This is a genomic window from Streptosporangium sp. NPDC001559 (assembly GCF_042893955.1).
Classification (GTDB): domain Bacteria; phylum Actinomycetota; class Actinomycetes; order Streptosporangiales; family Streptosporangiaceae; genus Streptosporangium.
This window is the reverse complement of sequence record NZ_JBIAVG010000012.1, coordinates 86235-104246: the sequence shown is the minus strand read 5'-3', so window position 1 is coordinate 104246 and position 18012 is coordinate 86235. Positions and strand designations below refer to the sequence as shown.

At 68.8% G+C, this 18012-nt stretch carries 14 protein-coding genes; 7 read left to right on the top strand and 7 right to left on the bottom strand.

What is annotated here, in order from left to right; genetic code table 11:
* Positions 1–29 precede the first annotated feature (29 nt).
* From murJ to ACFYY8_RS25960, 3 genes are read right to left on the bottom strand one after another with little or no spacing between them, the layout of a single operon-like run.
* Positions 30–1634, bottom strand: coding sequence for a murein biosynthesis integral membrane protein MurJ (gene murJ / locus ACFYY8_RS25970; protein ID WP_390045170.1), 1605 nt, complete (start codon positions 1632–1634; stop codon positions 30–32).
* A gap of 58 nt (positions 1635–1692) precedes the next feature.
* Positions 1693–3825, bottom strand: coding sequence for a DUF6049 family protein (locus ACFYY8_RS25965; RefSeq protein ID WP_390045168.1), 2133 nt, complete (start codon positions 3823–3825; stop codon positions 1693–1695).
* A 46-nt stretch (positions 3826–3871) separates the two neighbouring features.
* Positions 3872–4393, bottom strand: coding sequence for an aminoacyl-tRNA deacylase (locus ACFYY8_RS25960; RefSeq protein ID WP_390045166.1), 522 nt, complete (start codon positions 4391–4393; stop codon positions 3872–3874).
* Positions 4394–4562: 169 nt separating this feature from the next.
* Between ACFYY8_RS25960 and ACFYY8_RS25955 the strand changes: the two genes are divergently transcribed.
* Positions 4563–5960, top strand: a complete 1398-nt coding sequence (locus tag ACFYY8_RS25955; protein ID WP_390045164.1) for a CCA tRNA nucleotidyltransferase — start codon at positions 4563–4565, stop codon at positions 5958–5960.
* Positions 5930–7192 (top strand): adenosylmethionine--8-amino-7-oxononanoate transaminase, encoded by a 1263-nt coding sequence (locus ACFYY8_RS25950; RefSeq protein WP_390045162.1) that lies wholly within the window; start codon positions 5930–5932, stop codon positions 7190–7192. Before ACFYY8_RS25955 ends, ACFYY8_RS25950 begins: the two co-directional genes overlap by 31 nt.
* Here ACFYY8_RS25950 and ACFYY8_RS25945 read toward each other — a convergent pair.
* A complete protein-coding gene (locus ACFYY8_RS25945) occupies positions 7143–8444 on the bottom strand; it encodes an MFS transporter (RefSeq protein WP_390045160.1) in 1302 nt (433 codons plus the stop codon). The genes ACFYY8_RS25950 and ACFYY8_RS25945 overlap by 50 nt on opposite strands.
* Before the next feature lie 131 nt (positions 8445–8575).
* Between ACFYY8_RS25945 and idi the strand changes: the two genes are divergently transcribed.
* Positions 8576–9163, top strand: a complete 588-nt coding sequence (gene idi, locus ACFYY8_RS25940) for an isopentenyl-diphosphate Delta-isomerase (RefSeq protein WP_390045157.1) — start codon at positions 8576–8578, stop codon at positions 9161–9163.
* An 81-nt stretch (positions 9164–9244) separates the two neighbouring features.
* Here idi and ACFYY8_RS25935 read toward each other — a convergent pair whose 3' ends face one another.
* Together ACFYY8_RS25935 and ACFYY8_RS25930 are read right to left on the bottom strand one after the other, a co-directional pair.
* On the bottom strand, positions 9245–10324 hold the full coding sequence (locus ACFYY8_RS25935) for an inositol-3-phosphate synthase (protein WP_390045155.1): 1080 nt from the start codon (positions 10322–10324) through the stop codon (positions 9245–9247).
* A gap of 27 nt (positions 10325–10351) precedes the next feature.
* Complete coding sequence (locus tag ACFYY8_RS25930; protein WP_352013649.1) at positions 10352–11020, bottom strand: PadR family transcriptional regulator; 669 nt, start codon at positions 11018–11020, stop codon at positions 10352–10354.
* Positions 11021–11417: 397 nt separating this feature from the next.
* Here ACFYY8_RS25930 and ACFYY8_RS25925 point away from each other — a divergent pair, with 397 nt between their 5' ends.
* The 4 genes from ACFYY8_RS25925 to ACFYY8_RS25910 all read left to right on the top strand — a co-directional run bounded on the left by ACFYY8_RS25925 (position 11418) and on the right by ACFYY8_RS25910 (position 17358).
* Entirely contained in the window at positions 11418–14294 is a 2877-nt protein-coding gene (locus ACFYY8_RS25925) for a transglycosylase domain-containing protein (protein WP_390045153.1), read from the top strand.
* A 17-nt stretch (positions 14295–14311) separates the two neighbouring features.
* On the top strand, positions 14312–15601 hold the full coding sequence (locus tag ACFYY8_RS25920) for a glycosyltransferase family 87 protein (protein ID WP_390045150.1): 1290 nt from the start codon (positions 14312–14314) through the stop codon (positions 15599–15601).
* Positions 15602–15611: 10 nt separating this feature from the next.
* Positions 15612–16478: a hypothetical protein gene (locus ACFYY8_RS25915; RefSeq protein WP_390045148.1), complete on the top strand. Its 867-nt coding sequence runs from the start codon at positions 15612–15614 to the stop codon at positions 16476–16478.
* Positions 16479–16599: 121 nt separating this feature from the next.
* Positions 16600–17358, top strand: coding sequence for a deoxyribonuclease IV (locus tag ACFYY8_RS25910; protein ID WP_390045146.1), 759 nt, complete (start codon positions 16600–16602; stop codon positions 17356–17358).
* A 261-nt stretch (positions 17359–17619) separates the two neighbouring features.
* Here the strand turns inward: ACFYY8_RS25910 and ACFYY8_RS25905 are convergent, their stop codons facing one another.
* The gene (locus tag ACFYY8_RS25905) at positions 17620–17928 is read right to left on the bottom strand and encodes a hypothetical protein (RefSeq protein ID WP_362917200.1); all 309 of its coding nucleotides are present in this window, start codon (positions 17926–17928) and stop codon (positions 17620–17622) included.
* Between the last annotated feature and the right edge of the window lie 84 nt (positions 17929–18012).

Below are 18012 nucleotides of genomic sequence, written 5' to 3'. Positions count from 1 at the left end.
TTGTCAGACGCCGGGACCAGGTTCTCGGATTACCGGCGTACCCGGCTCGCGACCATTTCAACGACCGAACTGACCTCGGGGATGCGCATCCGGTGCGCGATGGCCAAGTAGAGAACCATACCGAGGCCGCCACCGGCGGACAGCATCACGGCCGCGCTGAGCGCGTTCAGGCCGGTCAGCTCCTGGGAGACCCACAGCACACCGAGCGCGAGCAGCGCAGCGGGGAGGGCCGCGACGTACATCCGTGACAGGCCCGCGGCGACCGCGCGTCCCCCGAGACCGCCGACCCGGCGGCTGGCCAGGGTCCAGGCGACCGCGGTGCCCAGCACGTAGGTGACGGTGAAGGCGAAGCCGAGCCCCATCACGATGTACTGCGCGGGCAGGGTCAGGTAGGCCAGCAGGCTCAGCAGGCCGTTCACCGCCACGTTGCCGACGGCGACGAAGACCGGCGTCCTGGTGTCGCCGAAGGAGTAGAAGACGCGCAGCAGGAGCTGGAAGAGCGAGAACGGCACCAGCGCCAGCCCGAAGACCTGGAGCACGTTGCCGATGTAGACCGCCGAGTCGACGGTCATGTTGCCCCAGGAGAAGATCAGCACGGTCACCGCGGGGCCCAGCACCATCAGCAGCAGCCCGGCGGGCACCAGCAGCGCCGAGATCAGGCGCACACCGGAGGAGAACTCCTGCGTGACCGCGCCGTACTGCTCGTCGGCGACCGCCCTGCTCATCCTCGGCAGCATCGCCGTGATCACCGAGACCGCGATGATCCCGTAGGGGAGCTGGAAGAACTGGTAGGCGTAGGCGTAGGCGGAGTTGCCCGCGCCGGGGGCCCGCTCACCGGCGCCGGAGGCGAGCTTGGTGGTGATCAGGAAGCCGAGCTGGCTGATCCCGACGTAGGCGAACGTCCACACCGCGGTGCGGCCCATCTCGCCGAGGCCCGCCTCACGCAGGTCGAGCCTGGGCACGAACCGGAAGCCCGCCCGGTGCAGCGAGACGACCAGCACCGCGCACTGGGCCACGATGCCCGCGGTCGTGCCGAGTCCGAGCAGGGCCAGGTTGGCGTCGCTGACGGTCCCGATGTTCGTGCCCGCCGTACCCAGTGTGAGGTAGTAGGTCAGGGCGACGCCGATCATCACGATGTTGTTCAGCACCGGTGCCCACATCGGGGCGCCGAACCTGTCGCGGGTGTTGAGGATCGCGCCCGCGATCGCGCCGACACCGAAGAAGGCGATCTGCGGGAGGATGAACTGCGCGAGCCTGACCGCGACCTCGGTCTTCCTTGGGTTCCAGTCGGCGCTGTAGAGGCTGATCAACGGCCCGGCGAGCAGCACGCCCGCCACGGCGACCAGCGTCAGCACGATGATCCCGAGCGTCATCAGCCGCTGCTCGTAGGCCCGGCCCCCGTCGGGGTCGTTGCGCTGCCGCTTGACGATCATCGGCACCACGACGCTGCTCAGGACGCCGCCGATGAGGAAGTCGAACAGGATGAGCGGAATCGTGTAGGCGACGTTGTAGGCGTCGCCGAGGGCGAGGGTGCCGATGGCCGCGGCGAGCACCGCCGTACGGACGAATCCCGTGACGCGGGAGACCATCGTGCCCGCCGCCATGACCGCGCTCGCGCGCAGCACCCTGCTCATCGTTCTTCCTCCGCCAGATCGCTCGAATCGCTCGCCAGATCGCCGGGCCGCCGGGCCGTCACGACTCGGTGCCCGCCGGAGCGCTCGCGCGCCTCGGTGGTACGGCCGCCGCCGCCCGGCGGCCTCCCCTGCGCCGCAGGACGCGCAGGACGACGGCGGCCAGCAGGACCATGAGGGCCGCCCCGACGATCACCAGGGCGATTCCGGTGTAGCCGGTCGTGCGGACCGTGATCTCGACGGGCGCGCCGTACCTGCGTCCGTCGTCCGTCATCAGCTGGACCTTGACCGTCGTCTGGCCGCTGGCCAGCACCGTCATGGGGACCCTGACGGTGTCGCTCTGACCGCCCAGGATGGTCCGATGGTCCTCGTAGGTCTCGATCTTCAGCAGTTTGGGCTGCTCCGAGGTCACCCTGAGGCGGACCGAGACCTCGCTGCCCGCCCCGGTCAGGCCGTTGCGGACGCTGATCGGCACCTCGCCGTTGGTGCCCGCGAGGGTGCGTAACGGGGACTGCTCGTTGCCGGTGATGGAGACCTGCTTGATGCGGTCGTCGACCGCCGTGTCCACCTGCTCGACGTACGGCGTCGCGGCGTCCCCCCGCTCACGCCAGGCGGAGGAGGAGAGCCGCAGCAGCGCCAGGTCGAACACGTCGAAGTCCTGCGCCTTGGTGATCGCCGAGGTCAGGTCGGCGCGGCGGCCGACCCGCCTGACGCTCTTCATGTACGGCTTGGCCAGTTCGGCGCGCCGGTCCTGCTCGGTGTAGGTGAGGTCGGCCCGCTGCGGCGCGACGCCCTTGCCCGGCCTGATCGAGTCGAGCCTGGCCGGGGCCAGCCACGGCAGCGAGGCGGCCGTCTTGACCAGGTCCGTCACATAGGCGGGGTCGGGGGACCAGCGCCGCTGGGGGGCGGCGATCACGGTCCGCCGGGCGGTCACCGGCTCGGCGGCGAGCATCGCGGTCTCGGCGATGAAGCGCCTGCGGCTCAGCACGGCGGCGCCGGGCACCGTGACGTCCGCGCCGAGGGCCTCGCTCAGCGTCCTGTCGGTGATCAGGGCGGTGACCGGGCCGTTGACGGTGTTCAGGGTCGCCGAGGCGTCCGGCGTGGTCGCCGGAGGCGTCGTCGGCGGCAGGGCGGCCTCGTCGAGCAGCACGGTCTTGACGCCCTGGGCGGCGAGCAGGTCGAGGCCGTCGTAGTCGATCTTCCCGTTGGCCGGCCAGTTCAGGGTGGTGATGAGGTCACGGCCGAAGGCCCTGCTGCCGACCAGTCTGGCCGCCTCGACCGCGGTCTTCGCCGAGTCGTCGACGCCGCCGTGGGCCAGCGCCGCCACGTCGGGGTCGGCGTACGGCGTCGCCACGACCGGTTCGTTGACCAGGGCGGTGCGCAGGTCGCCGAGCCAGGCCGCCGCCGCGGTGTCGCCGGAACGGCTCTCCACCTTGTCCTTGACCTTCACCGAGTACGGCTTGCCCAGGGTCTGGGCGTCGTCGATGAGGGAGGGGTCCAGGACCCAGGTGAGGTTCTTGGCCGAGGCGGTGCTCTGGGCGAGCTTGAGCAGGTTGCCCAGGCGCTTGCCCGGGGCCATGGAGGCCGACAGGGTGTCGTCGAGGAAGACGCCGTCGACGGCCCTGCGGGGCTGGTCGACGATCGGCAGCACCATGGCCAGCCTGGTGCGGGCCACCTGGGTGCCGACGGGCATGTGGACCAGGAAGGTGCGCTGGACGGCGATCGGCTGCCCGTAGACGTCGCGCACCTCGACCATGAGCGGATAGACCCCGAAACGGGTCAGGCTCAGCTGCTGCGGGGTGAAGGTGAAGTCCCAGGAGGCCTTGGCCCCCGGCGCGAGGCTCTCCGGCTGCAGGACGAGCTCGTCGCGCCAGGAGGTCGGCTGGGGGCCCAGCCCGCCGGCGTAGGCCTCCATGTCGGAGCGCCGCAGGAACGGCTGGGAGGAGTAGTACATCCTGCGCCGCATGCCGGTGACCGTCTGGGTCCCGGTGTTGACGAAGGTGCCGGAGAACTTGATCTCGGTGGTCGGCTCACGGGTCACGTCCGGCGTCAGCGCGCCGATCACCAGCTGGGGCGCCTGCCGCCCGGCGGCGGTCTCAGTCGTCTGGGCACTCGCCGTACCAGGAATGGCCACGGCCGCGGGGGAGAGCAGCGTGGCGGTCAGTACGGCGAGCAGCGTGGCCTTGCGGATCACGCGCTGGCCCGGGGTCGAGTACGGCGCACGCCCGTAATGCTATGGCCTATCCGGCGAGCGGGAAGGTCACCTGCTCCCTCCGTGACCGGGATTGGGCCAGGTCGATGGTCTTCCCTGAAACAAGCGACAGAAGGTGTTCCGTTCTGATGAGCAGCGCCGTACGGCGTTCACCCGTGGGGGTGTGGACGAGATCGCCGGAGCGGGCGAGCCGTTCGTCGACCAGCGTGGTCAGCCCGTCGGGCAGCAGCAACGGGCAGACCAGCCCGGCCGCGTAGTCGGTCGCGGAGTTCACCGTGAAGGCGGAGGCGGGCCTGACCTTGCGGGCGCCGAGCGCGCCGCCGACGGCGCCGAGTCTGGGCGGGGCGGCGGCGGAGGTGACGACGGCGACGGGCTCCCGCCCCACGGAGGTCGTGGCCTCGAAGACGGTCACCATGACGCAGGTCGCCGGGCTCACGGCCAGCAGCTCCGGCAGCTCCTCGGCGCACGTCATCACACGGGGAAGGCGTACGATCTCATGATGAACCTGGTGTGCGAGGAGCCAGCGGTGGATCGCGAGGGCGTCCTTCATGTGTGTGCTCCTTGCCTCGACTAGCCTCGACGCACGCCCCCGACGGTCTCTTGACCGACCGTAACCTGGTGATCGCTTGAGGTGTATCCCCAGAGGGGAACATGTTCCGTAACCGAAGGACCTACCCGGCTTGTCCCTTTCAAACCTGACTGAGAAGCAGCGGCACGGTATGAGCGAACTGTTTAGAAAGATCGCCCCCGTAGCCGACGAACTCGGCGAGCTGTTCGCCGCGAAGGGATACCAGATCGCCCTCGTCGGCGGATCGGTTCGTGACGTCTTCCTCAGGCGGATAGGCAACGATCTCGACCTGACCACCGACGCGCGCCCCGAGGCCGTCCTCGACCTCGTGCGCGGCTGGGCCGACTCGATCTGGACGGTCGGCATCGACTACGGCACGATCGGCGTCCGCAAGGGCGGCTGGCAGCTGGAGATCACCACCTACCGCAGCGAGTCCTACGACCCCGCCTCGCGCAAGCCGGAGGTGGCCTACGGCGACACGCTCGAAGGCGACCTGGCCAGGCGTGACTTCGCGGTCAACGCGATGGCGCTGCGCCTGCCCTCACGTGAGTTCGTCGACCCCCACGGCGGTCTGGACGACCTGCACGCCAAGGTGCTGCGCACGCCCGGCCCCCCGGAGCGCTCCTTCGACGACGACCCGCTGCGGATGCTCAGGGCCGCGAGGTTCGCCGCCCAGCTCGGCTTCACGGTCGATCCGGCGGCGATGACCGCGATGACCGCGATGGCCGAGCGCATCGAGATCGTCTCGGCCGAGCGCATCCGCGACGAGCTGGACAAGCTCATCCGCGGCGCCCACCCCCGCGAGGGGCTGACGATCCTGGTCGAGGCGGGCCTGGCCGCCCACGTCCTGCCCGAACTGCCCAAGCTCCGCCTGGAGATCGACGAGCACCACCGGCACAAGGACGTCTACGAGCACACGCTGATCGTGCTGGAGCAGGCGATCGGCCTTGAGGAGAACGGCGCCGACGGCATCCTGCGCTGGGCCGCGCTGCTGCACGACGTCGGCAAGCCGAAGACCCGCCGCCACGAGGCCGGAGGCCGGGTCTCCTTCCACCACCACGAGGTGGTCGGCGCCCAGCTCGCCAAGAAGCGTCTGACGGAGCTGAAATTCCCCAAGGACGTGGTCTCCGACGTCTCCAAGCTGGTCGAGCTGCACCTGCGCTTCCACGGGTACGGCACCGGCGAGTGGACCGATTCGGCCGTGCGCCGCTACGTCCGCGACGCCGGGCACCTGCTCGACCGCCTGCACAAGCTGACCCGCGCGGACTGCACGACCCGCAACAGGCGCAAGGCCCAGATGCTGTCGCAGACCTACGACCAGCTTGAGGAGCGCATCGCGCGGCTGGCCGAGGAGGAGGAACTCGGCAAGATCCGCCCCGAGCTCGACGGCAACGAGATCCAGGAGATCCTGGGCGTGCCGCCGGGGCCCGTCGTGGGACGCGCCTACAAGTTCCTGCTGGAGATGCGCCTGGACAAGGGGGTCGTCGGCAAGGAGACCGCCGCCCTCGCCCTGCGCGAGTGGGCCGAGGAGAACGGGATCTCGTCCTGAACCCCTCCTTGGAGGCCCTCGACCGTGAGCACGTGTGGCACCCCTACGCCTCGGTGCCTCCGGCCGTACCCGTGCACACGGTCTCCAGGGCCGACGGGGTACGGCTGACGCTCGCCGACGGCAGGCGCCTGGTCGACGGCATGTCGTCCTGGTGGGCGGCCGTCCACGGCTACAACCACCCCAGGCTCAACCAGGCGCTGACCGACCAGCTCGGGGACATGGCGCACGTCATGTTCGGCGGCCTCACCCACGAGCCCGCCGTACGGCTGGCGAGCGCCCTGGCGGACATGACCGGGCTGCCCCGGGTCTTCCTGGCCGACTCGGGCTCGGTCGCGGTCGAGGTCGCGATCAAGATGGCCTTCCAGTTCACCGGGAAGAGCCGTCTGCTCACGGTCAGGGGCGGCTACCACGGCGACACCTTCGGCGCGATGGCCGTCTGCGACCCGGTGAACGGCATGCACCACCTGTTCTCCGGCGCCCTGCCCGAGCACGTGTTCGCCGACCGGCCGCCCGCCGCGCTCGACGAGGACTACCTGGCCCACCTGGAGAAGACGGTCGCCGCGCACGCGGACGAGCTGGCGGCGATCATCGTGGAGCCGGTCGTGCAGGGCGCGGGCGGCATGCACTTCTACCACCCCGTCTACCTGCGCGTGCTTCGCGAGCTGGCCGACGAGTACGGCCTGCTGCTGATCGCCGACGAGATCGCCACCGGCTTCGGCAGGACGGGAGAGCTGTTCGGCTGTGACCACGCCGGGATCCGCCCCGACATCATGTGCCTGGGCAAGGCGCTGACCGGCGGTTACATGTCCCTGGCCGCGACGCTGTGCACGGAGCGGGTCGCCGAGGGCATCGGGACGCTCATGCACGGCCCGACCTTCATGGGCAATCCGCTGGCCTGCGCCGTCGCGGGCGCCAGTCTCGGCCTGCTGGCCGAACGCCCCTGGCGGCGGGAGGTGGCCCTGATCGAGGAGGGCCTGACCAGGGGGCTGGCCGAGGCCGCCGGGGCACCCGGTGTCAGGGAGGTGCGGGTGCTCGGCGCGATCGGCGTCATCGAGACCCACGAGCCGATCGACGTCCGGCGGATCCAGGACGTGGTGATGGGGCACGGGGTCTGGCTGCGGCCGTTCGGACGGTTGCTCTACACGATGCCGCCCTACTCGATCGGCGACGACCTCGGCCTGGTCACGACCGCGATGACGGCAGCGGCGTTCTCGATCGATCCCCCGACGTGACCGTCCGGTAGACCACGGCGCCGCCGAGGTATCCGGCGGTGATGAGCCCGAGCACCAACATGGACCTGCCGTCGGCGGGCAGCAGCGCGGCGGCGATCGCGGCGGCGATCACGTAGGTGCCGTTGAAGAGCATGTCGTAGATGGAGAAGGCCCGGCCGAGGTAGACGTCCTCGATGTCGCTCTGCACCCGGGTGTCCGTGCAGATCTTGATGCTCTGTCCCGCCAGCCCGAGCACGAAACCGCCGACCGCGAAGCCCCACTGCTGGAACGGCGCGCACAGCGCGAACGACAGCACCCCCGCGCCGGCCAGCATGATCGGGATCCAGGTGTCGATCTCGAAGCGCTCGGTCGCCCACGGCGTCAGCACGACGGCCAGGGCGTAGCCGACCCCCGAGGTGGCCAGTACCAGGGAGGCCACGTCCAGCGCGTTCTCCGCGCTGTGGGCGAAGTAGTTGCGCGAGAGCATCACGATCATCGCCGTGCACATGCCGTACACGAAGCGATGGGTGGCCATCGCGCCGAGCGCCGCGGCGGCGGCCCGGTGACCCGCGATGTGGCGCGCGCCGGCGACCAGTCCGCCGACCACGTTGCGCAGGGCCTGGCCGGTCTGCGGCCTGCCCGCGTCGTAGGCCGGGCCGAGGATCCGCCTGTCCATGGTCCTGGCGATCAGCGCGCTCGAACCGAAGGTGACGCCGGAGATGATCAGCAACGCCGCCGTGCTGCGGTGGTCACCGCCCAGGAGCCGGTTCAGCAGGTAGCCGAGCCCTGCGCCGACGAAGGTCACGACGGTGCCCGAGGTGGGGGTGATCGCGTTGGCCGCCAGCAGCCGGTCGCCGGGGACGACGTGCGGCAGCGAGGCGCCGAGGGCGGCCAGGAAGAAACGGTTGACGCCGAGCACGGCGAGCGCGGCGGCGTAGAAGACCCCGTCGGGGACGCCGACGAGCAGCAGCGCGGCGGCCAGGAACAGCAGCGTCGCGCGCACCATCGGCGCGATCACCAGGATCTGCCGCCGTGACCACCGGTCGATGAACACGCCGACGAAGGGACCGAGGATCGAGTACGGCAGGAACAGCACGGCCAGCCCGACGGCGACCTCCGCCGCGCTGGTGTTCTTCTCCGGGCTGAAGAAGGCGAATCCGGTCACCGCGAACTGGAAGACACCGTCGGAGAACTGGGAGGCGAGACGGGTACCGAACAGCCGCCTGAAGTCCTGGCCCCTCAGCAGCACGCGTAGGTCGGATGCGAATGACACGGGCTCAGCCTACGCGTGGCGAATCGGCCACGACATCAGGAGGATCCCGCCTTGCCGGACACTTCATCACCTTTCATGACGTAACGCTGATCAGGAAGAACGAGCTGACATGGTCACGTACCCTCGGTCGGGTGACAGCTGATGAACACGTCGTGCTCGTCGATCCCGAGGGAAACGCGATCGGCACGGCACCCAAGGCGACGGTGCACGGTTCCGACACGCCTCTGCACCTCGCCTTCTCCAGCTATGTGTTCGACGGCCTGAGACGGGTGCTGCTCACCCGCAGGGCGTCGCACAAGATCACCTGGCCGGGCGTGTGGACGAACAGCTGCTGCGGGCACCCGCTGCCCGGCGAACCGCTGTCCGGCGCGGTGCTGCGCAGGCTCTCCCATGAGCTCGGTCTCTCCGTCACCGGTGCCGACCTGATGCTGCCGGCCTTCTCCTACCGCGCGGTCATGGACAGCGGGATCGTCGAGCGGGAGCTGTGCCCGGTCTACCGGGCCGTGGTCGACGCCGAGGCCGTGCCCAACCCCGAGGAGGTCGGGGAGACGCGCTGGATGCCGTGGCGGGAGTTCGCGGACGGGGTGCTCAACGGTGACCTCGCGGTCTCCCCCTGGTGCCGCGAACAGGTGCCCCATCTGGTGAAGCTCGGCGACGACCCGCTCGGCTGGCCGATCGCCGACCCGGCGGAGCTGCCGTCCGCCGCCCGTCCCGCCTGACGACCCGACCTGGTCGCCCAGCCGTACGGCGAGGCCCTCCGCCCGGACCGGGTGGAGGGCCTTGTCATTGGGGGATGGGCTTCAGCGCTCGACCTCGCCACGGATGAACTTCTCCACGTACTCCCTGGCCTCGTCGTCGGAGTACTGCTCCGGCGGGGACTTCATGAAGTAGGAGGAGGCCGACAGGATGGGCCCGGAGATGCCCCGGTCAAGAGCGATCTTGGCGGCGCGAACCGCGTCGATGATGATGCCGGCGGAGTTGGGGGAGTCCCAGACCTCCAGCTTGTACTCCAGGTTCAGCGGGGTGTCGCCGAAGGACCTGCCCTCAAGGCGGACGTAGGCCCACTTGCGGTCGTCGAGCCACGGCACGTGGTCGGACGGGCCGATGTGCACGTCGGCCTTGCCCATCTCGTGCGGGATCTGCGAGGTGACCGACTGGGTCTTGGAGATCTTCTTGGACTGCAGGCGCTTGCGCTCCAGCATGTTCATGAAGTCCATGTTCCCGCCGAAGTTCAGCTGGTAGGTGCGCAGCAGCTCGACGCCGCGGTCCTCGAACAGCTTGGCCATCACCCGGTGCGTGATGGTGGCGCCGACCTGCGACTTGATGTCGTCGCCGACGATCGGCACACCGGCCTCGGTGAACTTCTCCGCCCACACGGGGTCGGAGGCGATGAAGACGGGGAGCGCGTTGACGAAGGCGACCTTGGCGTCGATGGCGCACTGGGCGTAGAAGCGGTCGGCCTCCTCGGAACCGACCGGCAGGTAGGAGACGAGGACGTCGACCTTGTTGTCCTTCAGGACCTGCACGACGTCCACCGGAGCCTCGTCGGACTCCTCGATCATGTCGCGGTAGAACTCGCCGAGACCGTCGAAGGTGTGGCCGCGCAGGACGTTGACGCCGAGCGGCGGAACGTCGCAGATCTTGATGGTGTTGTTCTCCGAGGCGACGATCGCCTCGGAGAGGTCGCGCCCGACCTTCTTCGCGTCCACGTCGAAGGCGGCGACGAACTCGACGTCGCCGACGTGGTAGTCACCGAACTTGACGTGCATCAGGCCCGGCACCCGGCTACCCGGGTCGGCGTCCCTGTAGTAATGCACGCCCTGCACGAGCGACGAGGCGCAGTTGCCTACACCGACAATGGCTACGCGCACCGAACCCATGGCACTCGCTCCCCTTGTTCTTAATGGTCAATTGTCTTCCGAGGCGGGGTGCCGCCCCCTGTTATCCGTGCCGGGCGCGGGCGCCCGGGAGGTCCCTTCCTGTGTGGAGCGTCGCTCCTGTTCGGACGCGGAACTCCGTCGCTCCGTGGCGATCAGCTCATTCAACCAGCGCACTTCGCGTTCGACCGACTCCAGACCGTGACGCTGGAGCTCTAGCGTGTAGCTGTCCAGCCGCTCCCGGGTCCTGGCCAGAGCCGTACGGACACCGTCGAGCCGCTCCTCAAGCCTGCTGCGGCGGCCTTCGAGAATCCGCAGCCGCACCTCTGTCTCGGTGTGCCTGAAGAAGGCGAAGTGGACGCCGAAGCTCTCGTCCTCCCAGGCGGAGGGACCGGCCTGGGTGAGCAGCTCCTGGAGGCGCTCCTTCCCCTCCGTCGTCAGCTTGTAGACGATCTTGGAGCGCCTGCCGGTGAGCGTGATGGGGCTCTCGGCGGTGGGCACGTCCGAGTCGTCGTCCTCGACGATGAGCCCGTCGGTCAGGAGCTGACGAAGGCAGGGATAGAGCGAGCCGTAGGAGAACGCGCGAAACATCCCGAGGAGAGAGTTGAGCCGTTTGCGCAGCTCATAGCCGTGGAGCGGGGTCTCGTGCAGCGACCCGAGCACGGCGAGCTCTAGCACGCCGCCACGTCCGCCGGCCACGGGAAACCACCACCTCTCGCGTCGATGTATCGAGCCGATACATCCTGAGGATACGTCGGGCCAACATATCTCTGCAATTAACGACTTTCCCAAGAGGTTGGGCGCAAACAGTAAAAAGCCGTAGTCTGGCGCTTATGTGGTCACAGCGAGCGGCAGCGGGCTTGTCCCCTGGCATGGCCAAGACCACTTCCCAATGTGGGAAATTCCACGCTCGGATGGGGGTGGTCTGCCATCGTGGTCCGTGGAACCAGCTGACGGCCTCACCCGTCCTCGGGAACGGAGATCCGCCCCAAAGGGGCGGCTACCAGTGAGCCAAGGCGCTGAGAGAGATCGCGTCCAAGCGGTAATCTCACCCGCCTGCACGCCGTCGTAGACCCCGATGACCGAACGAGGACGCGTGAGTTACAGCAACAGCCATGACCCGGAGCCGTACGGGCGCTCTCAAGCCCCTGACGAGTCTCGCCAGGGACGGCGCCGTCGCTCAGGCACGGGAGCCGCTTCCTCCGCGGTTCCCCCGCCACCGCTTCCCCAAACCGGAGACGCCGGTCAGGCGACCCAGGTTTACCCCCAGCCGAACTTCCAGGGGCGGCCGCCGTACGGCGCTCCCGGTCCTGGGCGGGGCGGGCAGGAGGCTCCCCCGCTCGGCGGGCGCAGGGCGGAGGCCGCCTTCGAGGACACCCAGGCCATGCTGGCCGCCCAGGCCGGAGGCTCATCGCCCACAGCCCACACGGCCGTGCACCAGTCCCCCATGCCGCAGGCCGCCCCGCAGGCGGGACCCGGCGCGCGGGCGGCCATGGACGACCAGGCCGCCCAGATCGGCTCACCCATGCAGGCGGCGGGACCGGCCACGCAGATGAGCGCCGGAGTCTCCGGCGGCCCGGCGGCCCCCGGCGGACGCAGGCGCGCGCGCCGCGGCTCCGCGGCACGGGCCGACTTCCAGGGACAGGGTCGCGGCGAGCAGTTCGACGGTCCTGGCGGCGGCGGCCCCACGGGTCCCGGCGGCGGTGGCCCTGGCGGTCCTGACGACGAGGACGGCCACAAGCCGCGGCGCACGGGCTGGAAGCGCTTCCTGCCGAGCTGGAAGATCGTGGTCGCGGGCTTCACCATCCTCATCGCGGGCGTCTTCGGCATGATCGCCGTCGCCTACGCCAACACGCCGGTGCCCAAGACCACACAGGCGGAGGCGGATGACGAGGGCAGCGTCATCTACTACAGCGACAAGACCGTGCTCGCCCGTCTCGGCGTCAAGCGGACGATCGTCTCGATCGACAAGGTACCCGAGCACGTCAAGGACGCGGTGATCGCCGCGGAGAACCGCAGCTTCCGCGAGGACAGTGGCATCGACTTCAGGGGCATGGCCCGGTCGGTGTGGAGCACGCTCAGCGGCACCCAGGTCCAGGGCGCCTCGACGATCACCCAGCAGATGGCCCGTAACTACTACGACGGGCTCAGCCAGGAGGTCTCGATCCAGCGGAAGATCAAGGAGATCTTCGTCGCGATCAAGATCAACAAAGAGCTGCCGAAGGACAAGATCCTTGAGCAGTACCTCAACACCATCTACTTCGGCCGCGGAGCCAGAGGCATCCAGGCCGCGGCCAAGTCGTTCTTCAACAGGAACGTCGACGAGCTGACCCCGGAGATGGGCGCCTACCTCGCGGGCCGCATCCAGAACCCCGACGCCTTCGACCGCGCGGAGATAGCCAAGAACCTGGCACCGACCCAGGAGCGCTACACCTACGTGATCAAGGGCATGGCCGAGATGTTCCCCGACAAGTACGGCTCGCTGCCCACCAAGACCCCCACGGCTCCCAAGCGGGTCACCTACGCCAACAAGGACTACTACAAGGGCATCAACGGCTACATGATCACCGAGGTGCTCAAGGAGCTCAACCGCCGGGGGATCAGTGAGGAAGACGTCAAGCGGAACGGCTACAAGATCTACTCGACGTTCGACAAGAAGCTGATGCTCGCGGCGAAGAAGGCCGTCCAGGAGAACACCTCGGGCCTGTCCCCCGAGATCCACACCGGTCTGGCGGCCATCGATCCCCGCAACGGGCGGGTGCTCGCCTTCTACGGCGGTCCCAGCTTCACCAAGACCGAGTGGAACGACGCGTTCATGTCGCAGAAGCAGGCGGCCTCGGCGTTCAAGCCCTACGTGCTGGCCGCCTGGCTTGAGGCGGGCAACAGCCTCAACAGCTACCTGACGGGCAAGAGCCCGATCAAGGCGCCGGGCACCAACCCGATCAAGAACTCCCACGACATCCCCGGCGGTTCGGTGAACGTCACCAGGGCCACCGCCGAGTCCGTCAACACCGCCTTCGTGCAGATGGGCGAGGAGGTCGGCCTCGACAAGGTCATCGCCATCGCCTCCGGCGCGGGCCTCAGCGAGGAGCGGCTCAAGGAGGCGGAGCAGCGTCACGCCTTCGCCATCACGATCGGTTCCGGCCAGGTCACCCCGGTCGAGCAGGCCGGTGGATACTCGATCTTCGCCAACGCCGGCAAGCACTACGAGAACCACGTCGTGATCAAGGTTCTCGACCGTGACAAGGTGACGGTGCTCAAGGAGAACGACCAGCCGACCCAGGTCATCAGCCCCGACAGCGCCGCCGACGCCGTCGTCGCGCTCCAGCAGGTGGTCAAGGACCCCAGGGGCACCGGCCGCGCCGCGGCCCTGTCCGACCGGCCGGTCGCGGGCAAGACCGGCACCAACGACGAGAACAAGGAAGCCTGGTTCGTCGGTTTCACCCCTCAGCTGTCCACCGCGGTCGGCATGTACCGCCAGCAGAAGAAGACCAACGCCGAGATCTCGCTGGGTGACATCCAGGGCGCGACCTACCCCACCCGCGTGTGGCACGCCTTCATGCAGGAGGCCATGCGCGGCAAGGAGGTCATGCAGTTCCCGCCGCCCGCCAACGTCGGCACGGACAAGAACCTCGCGCCCAAGCCCGAACCCTCGCCGACGCCGACCGCGACCGAGAACCCCGACGACGGCAACGGCGGCTACGGCGACTCCGACGGCGACGGGAACGGCGACCAGGGCGGTGACCAGTGTCAGCCCGGGGACATCTCCTGCGACTCGTCGCTGGACGACAACGGCACCGGGACCGGTCAGCGTGAGGACCCTGACGGCACCGGCGACGGAACCGGTGACGGGACCGGCGACGGGATAGGCGACGGCACGGGTGACGGAAGCGGCGACGGCATCGGGCTCGACTCGGGAGCCGCGCCGGGTGCGGCCGTACCTGATCCAAAACCGACAGGACAACACCATTGATGAAGAGCGCCCAGACAATGCCTGTCGCGCTGCCTTCCTTAGGCGCGCGAGTCACCCCCTACATCCCCCTGGCCCTCTTCGGAGCCCTGGGGGCGGTGCTCTCCTTCCTGTGGAAGTGGCCCTGCCGGTTCGGCGGGGCCTGGAACGACGGAACCCTGCAGTTCACGAACTTCTGTTACACCGACATCTATCCGCTGTGGTGGAACGAGAAGCTCAGCGAGGGCAAGATCCCCTACTTCGACTACCCGGTCGAGTACCCCGTCGGCATCGGCGGGATCATGGAGATCTTCCGTAGGATCGCCTCCTCCATGGCTGATCCCGCGGTCGCCTTCTACGACCTGACCGTGATCCTCATGGCCCTGTGCCTGATCGTCGGTGTGGTGCTCATGGCCGCGCTCGCCGGTCCCGCCCGGCGCTGGGACGCGCTCTGGTACGCCCTGGCCCCTTCGCTGATCCTCACCGCCTACATCAACTGGGACCTGGCGGCCGGTGCTCTCGCCCTGGCCGCGCTGTTCGCCTGGTCGAAGCAGCGGCAGTGGCTCGCGGGCGCCATGCTCGGACTGGCCATCGCCACGAAGTTCTACCCGGTGATGTTCCTCGGTCCGCTGTTCCTGCTGACGGTGCGCACCGGGAAGTGGAAGCCCTTCCTGCAGACCGTCGGCGGCGTCGCGGCCTCCTGGCTCGTGGTCAACGTCCCGGTCATGCTCGCCGCCTTCCCCGGCTGGAGCAGGTTCTACGTCTTCAGCCAGGAGCGGCGCGCCGACTGGGGATCCATCTGGTACTTCTTCGGCAACAAGCAGTGGCCGTTCCTGGGTGATCCGGAACGGCTCGACATGCTGGGCGTCGTCTCGCTCGGCGCCTTCTGCCTGGCGATCGCCGTGCTCGCGGTCACCGCCAAGACGCGGCCCCGGTTGATGCAGCTGTGCTTCCTCACCCTTGCCGCTTTCATGATCACCAACAAGGTGTGGTCGCCGCAGTACGTCCTGTGGCTGATCCCCTTCGCTGTCCTGGCCAGGCCGAACTGGAAGCCGATCGCCCTGTGGCAGATCGCCGAGTGCTGGTACTTCTTCGCGATCTGGCTCTACCTCCTGACCCAGAGGCCGGAGAGCGCGGCCCTCGGCATCACCGACGACACCTACTTCACCGCCGTCTGGGGCCGGGCGATCACCATCCTGATCATGATGGGCTTCGTCGTGCGCGACATCCTCAGGCCGGACAAGGACGTGCTCAGGCAGGACGGGACCGACGACCGGTCGGGCGGGGTCTTCGACGGCGCCCCCGACAAGTTCAGGCTCGCCCTCTCCTGAGTCGCAACCGTTGACCCTGTTCGCCGCGCCCCTGTTCACGACCGACTGGTCGCTGACGGGGGCGCTCGTCTCGGTGGCGGCCTGCGCGGTGGCCGTGGTGGCGCTGGCCAAACTGGCCGACACCGAGACGGCCGAGCCCGAGGGGAGGCGCCCCGGCGGCTGGCGGGCGGCCGTGGCGCTGTTGCTCTGGCCGACGTCGGTGTTCCTGGTGGCGGGCTACGACGAGTCGTTGTTCCTGGCTCTGGCGATCCCCGCCTGGCTGGCCGCGCGCCGGGGCCGCTGGCCACTGGCCGCCGCCCTGGCCGCGGGCGCGTCGTGCGTACGGATCACCGGGCTGTTCCTCGCCCTCGCCCTGGTCGTCGAGTTCTTCGGCTCCGGCACCCCGGTACGACGGGCGGGATGGCTGGCGCTGCCGTTCGCGCCGTTGCTGCTGCGCTCCGGCTGGCAGCGGCTCAACGGCGGGGACTGGTTGACCTGGGGGCAGGCACAGGAGGCGGGCTGGGGCCGATGGTTCGTGTGGCCCTGGGAGTCGCTGGCCTCGATCTGGCGGTCCGCCCTTGCCGAGGAACGCTCCGCGTTGCTGTTCCAGATGGAACTCGCCGGGGCGGTCTTCGCGGTCGGGCTGGTGCTGCTGTTGTTGTTCCTACGGCGCTGGAGCGAACTCGTCTACGTGGGGCTCCAGGCGGGTGTTCTGATCTGTTCGGCCTCCTACCTGGCGATTCCGCGCGCCGTACTGCTGTGGTGGCCCGTCTTCGTGCTCGTGGCCAGGGCCGGCGCGCGGGGACGCTGGTGGGTGCTCGTCGTCTACGCGCTGCTGACGACCCCGCTGATGGTGCTCAACGCGCTGACCTATCTGGAGAGTGTCAGGGCGGGCTGATCATCCCTACCCACTTCCGGCGAAAAGTAATCCAGAAAAGTTATCCACAGGCTGGGGATTACCATCTCTTGTCGTGGACGGAGCCCCCGTACGGCTTGCCGAAACGGCTACGCTCGAACACATGCCGCTAATCGGAGCTCATGTCGACCAGGACGATCCGCTGACCCACGCCAGGGCGCGCGGCGCGGAAGTGGCGCAGTTCTTCCTCGGAGACCCGCAGGGCTGGAAGGCCCCCGTCATCGGTGACAAGACACGGGACATCAAGGACTCCGACGTCGCCGCCTACGTCCACGCCCCCTACGTCATCAACGTGGCCACCTCGAACAACCGGATCCGCATCCCCAGCAGGAAGCTGCTCAGCTCCCACCTGGCGGCGGCGGCCGAAGTCGGCGCCAAGGGTCTGATCGTGCACGGCGGCCACGTCAACGCGGGCGACGACCCCCAGAAGGGCTTCGACAACTGGCGCAAGGTGTTCGAACGCCTTGAGGAGCACGAGGTCCCGGTGCTCATCGAGAACACCGCGGGCGGCGGCAACGCCATGGCGCGGAAACTGGAGAGCATCGCCCGGCTGTGGGAGGCCCTCGACGGCTTCGACGTCGGATTCTGCCTGGACACCTGCCACGCCTGGGCCGGAGGCATCGACCTGGAGCAGGCGGTCGAGCAGATCATGGCCATCACCGGCCGGATCGACCTGATCCACTGCAACGACTCCCGCGACGCCGCGGGCTCGGGCGCGGACCGGCACGCCAACCTCGGCGCGGGCCAGATCGACACCGACCTCATCCTCGCCGCCTGCCGGAAGGCCGACGCCCCCATCGTGGTCGAAACCCCCAGTGACGGCCAGGCGGAGGACATCGCCCTGCTGAGAAAAGAGTTGTAACTGCGCCTCTTTGCGCCGCCTTCGGCGTCGCGGGGCTTGGGCGCTTTCGGGTCGGTGCTTTCCCTCGTCACTCCGTCGCTTCGCTCCTGCGTTCCTCAGTCCAAGCACCGACGCGCCCAAGCCGGACACTCCTCACACACGGCACCGGTAAAGCACAAGCTGCGCCTCTTTGCGCAGCCTGGCGGCGTCGCGGGTCCGGACGCTTCGAGCCGGTGCTCCTAACACGGCACCGGTAAAGCCCACTGGGGCTGAGGGGCGTCTTCAGGGGTAGAAGCCGCCGTGGTAGATGCCGAAGGCGACGCCTACGAAGGAGGCCACGATGCCCACGATGTTGAGGGCGCGTTCCGGGGTCGTCGCCGAGACGTACTGGGAGTAGAGGCCGCCGACGAACCCCACCACGCCAAGCCAGCAGGCGACCGCGTGGGCGGCGGGGAAGAACCCGGCGACGAAGGCGATCAGACCGCAGGCGATGGTGACGACGCTCAGGACGTTCTGCACGGGATGCCGCTGACCGTCGTTGTCCAGTATTCGGGAGATCGGGTTCCCAGGTAGACGAGGCGCGTCCGACATGTTTCCACCTCCCCTTTCCTCTGCTAGAGGGTGCCCGCGTCCTGACGGCCCAACCATTGACAGCCTGGTAGGCTGGCACGGCTA

Excerpts from the sequence above, each read along its gene's own strand:
- murJ (WP_390045170.1), bottom strand. The coding sequence starts at position 1,634 with ATGAGCAGGGTGCTGCGCGCGAGCGCGGTCATGGCGGCGGGCACGATG.
- ACFYY8_RS25960 (WP_390045166.1), bottom strand. The coding sequence starts at position 4,393 with ATGAAGGACGCCCTCGCGATCCACCGCTGGCTCCTCGCACACCAGGTT.
- ACFYY8_RS25955 (WP_390045164.1), top strand. The coding sequence starts at position 4,563 with ATGAGCGAACTGTTTAGAAAGATCGCCCCCGTAGCCGACGAACTCGGC.
- ACFYY8_RS25935 (WP_390045155.1), bottom strand. The coding sequence starts at position 10,324 with ATGGGTTCGGTGCGCGTAGCCATTGTCGGTGTAGGCAACTGCGCCTCG.
- ACFYY8_RS25920 (WP_390045150.1), top strand. The coding sequence starts at position 14,312 with ATGCCTGTCGCGCTGCCTTCCTTAGGCGCGCGAGTCACCCCCTACATC.
- ACFYY8_RS25910 (WP_390045146.1), top strand. The coding sequence starts at position 16,600 with ATGCCGCTAATCGGAGCTCATGTCGACCAGGACGATCCGCTGACCCAC.
- ACFYY8_RS25905 (WP_362917200.1), bottom strand. The coding sequence starts at position 17,928 with ATGTCGGACGCGCCTCGTCTACCTGGGAACCCGATCTCCCGAATACTG.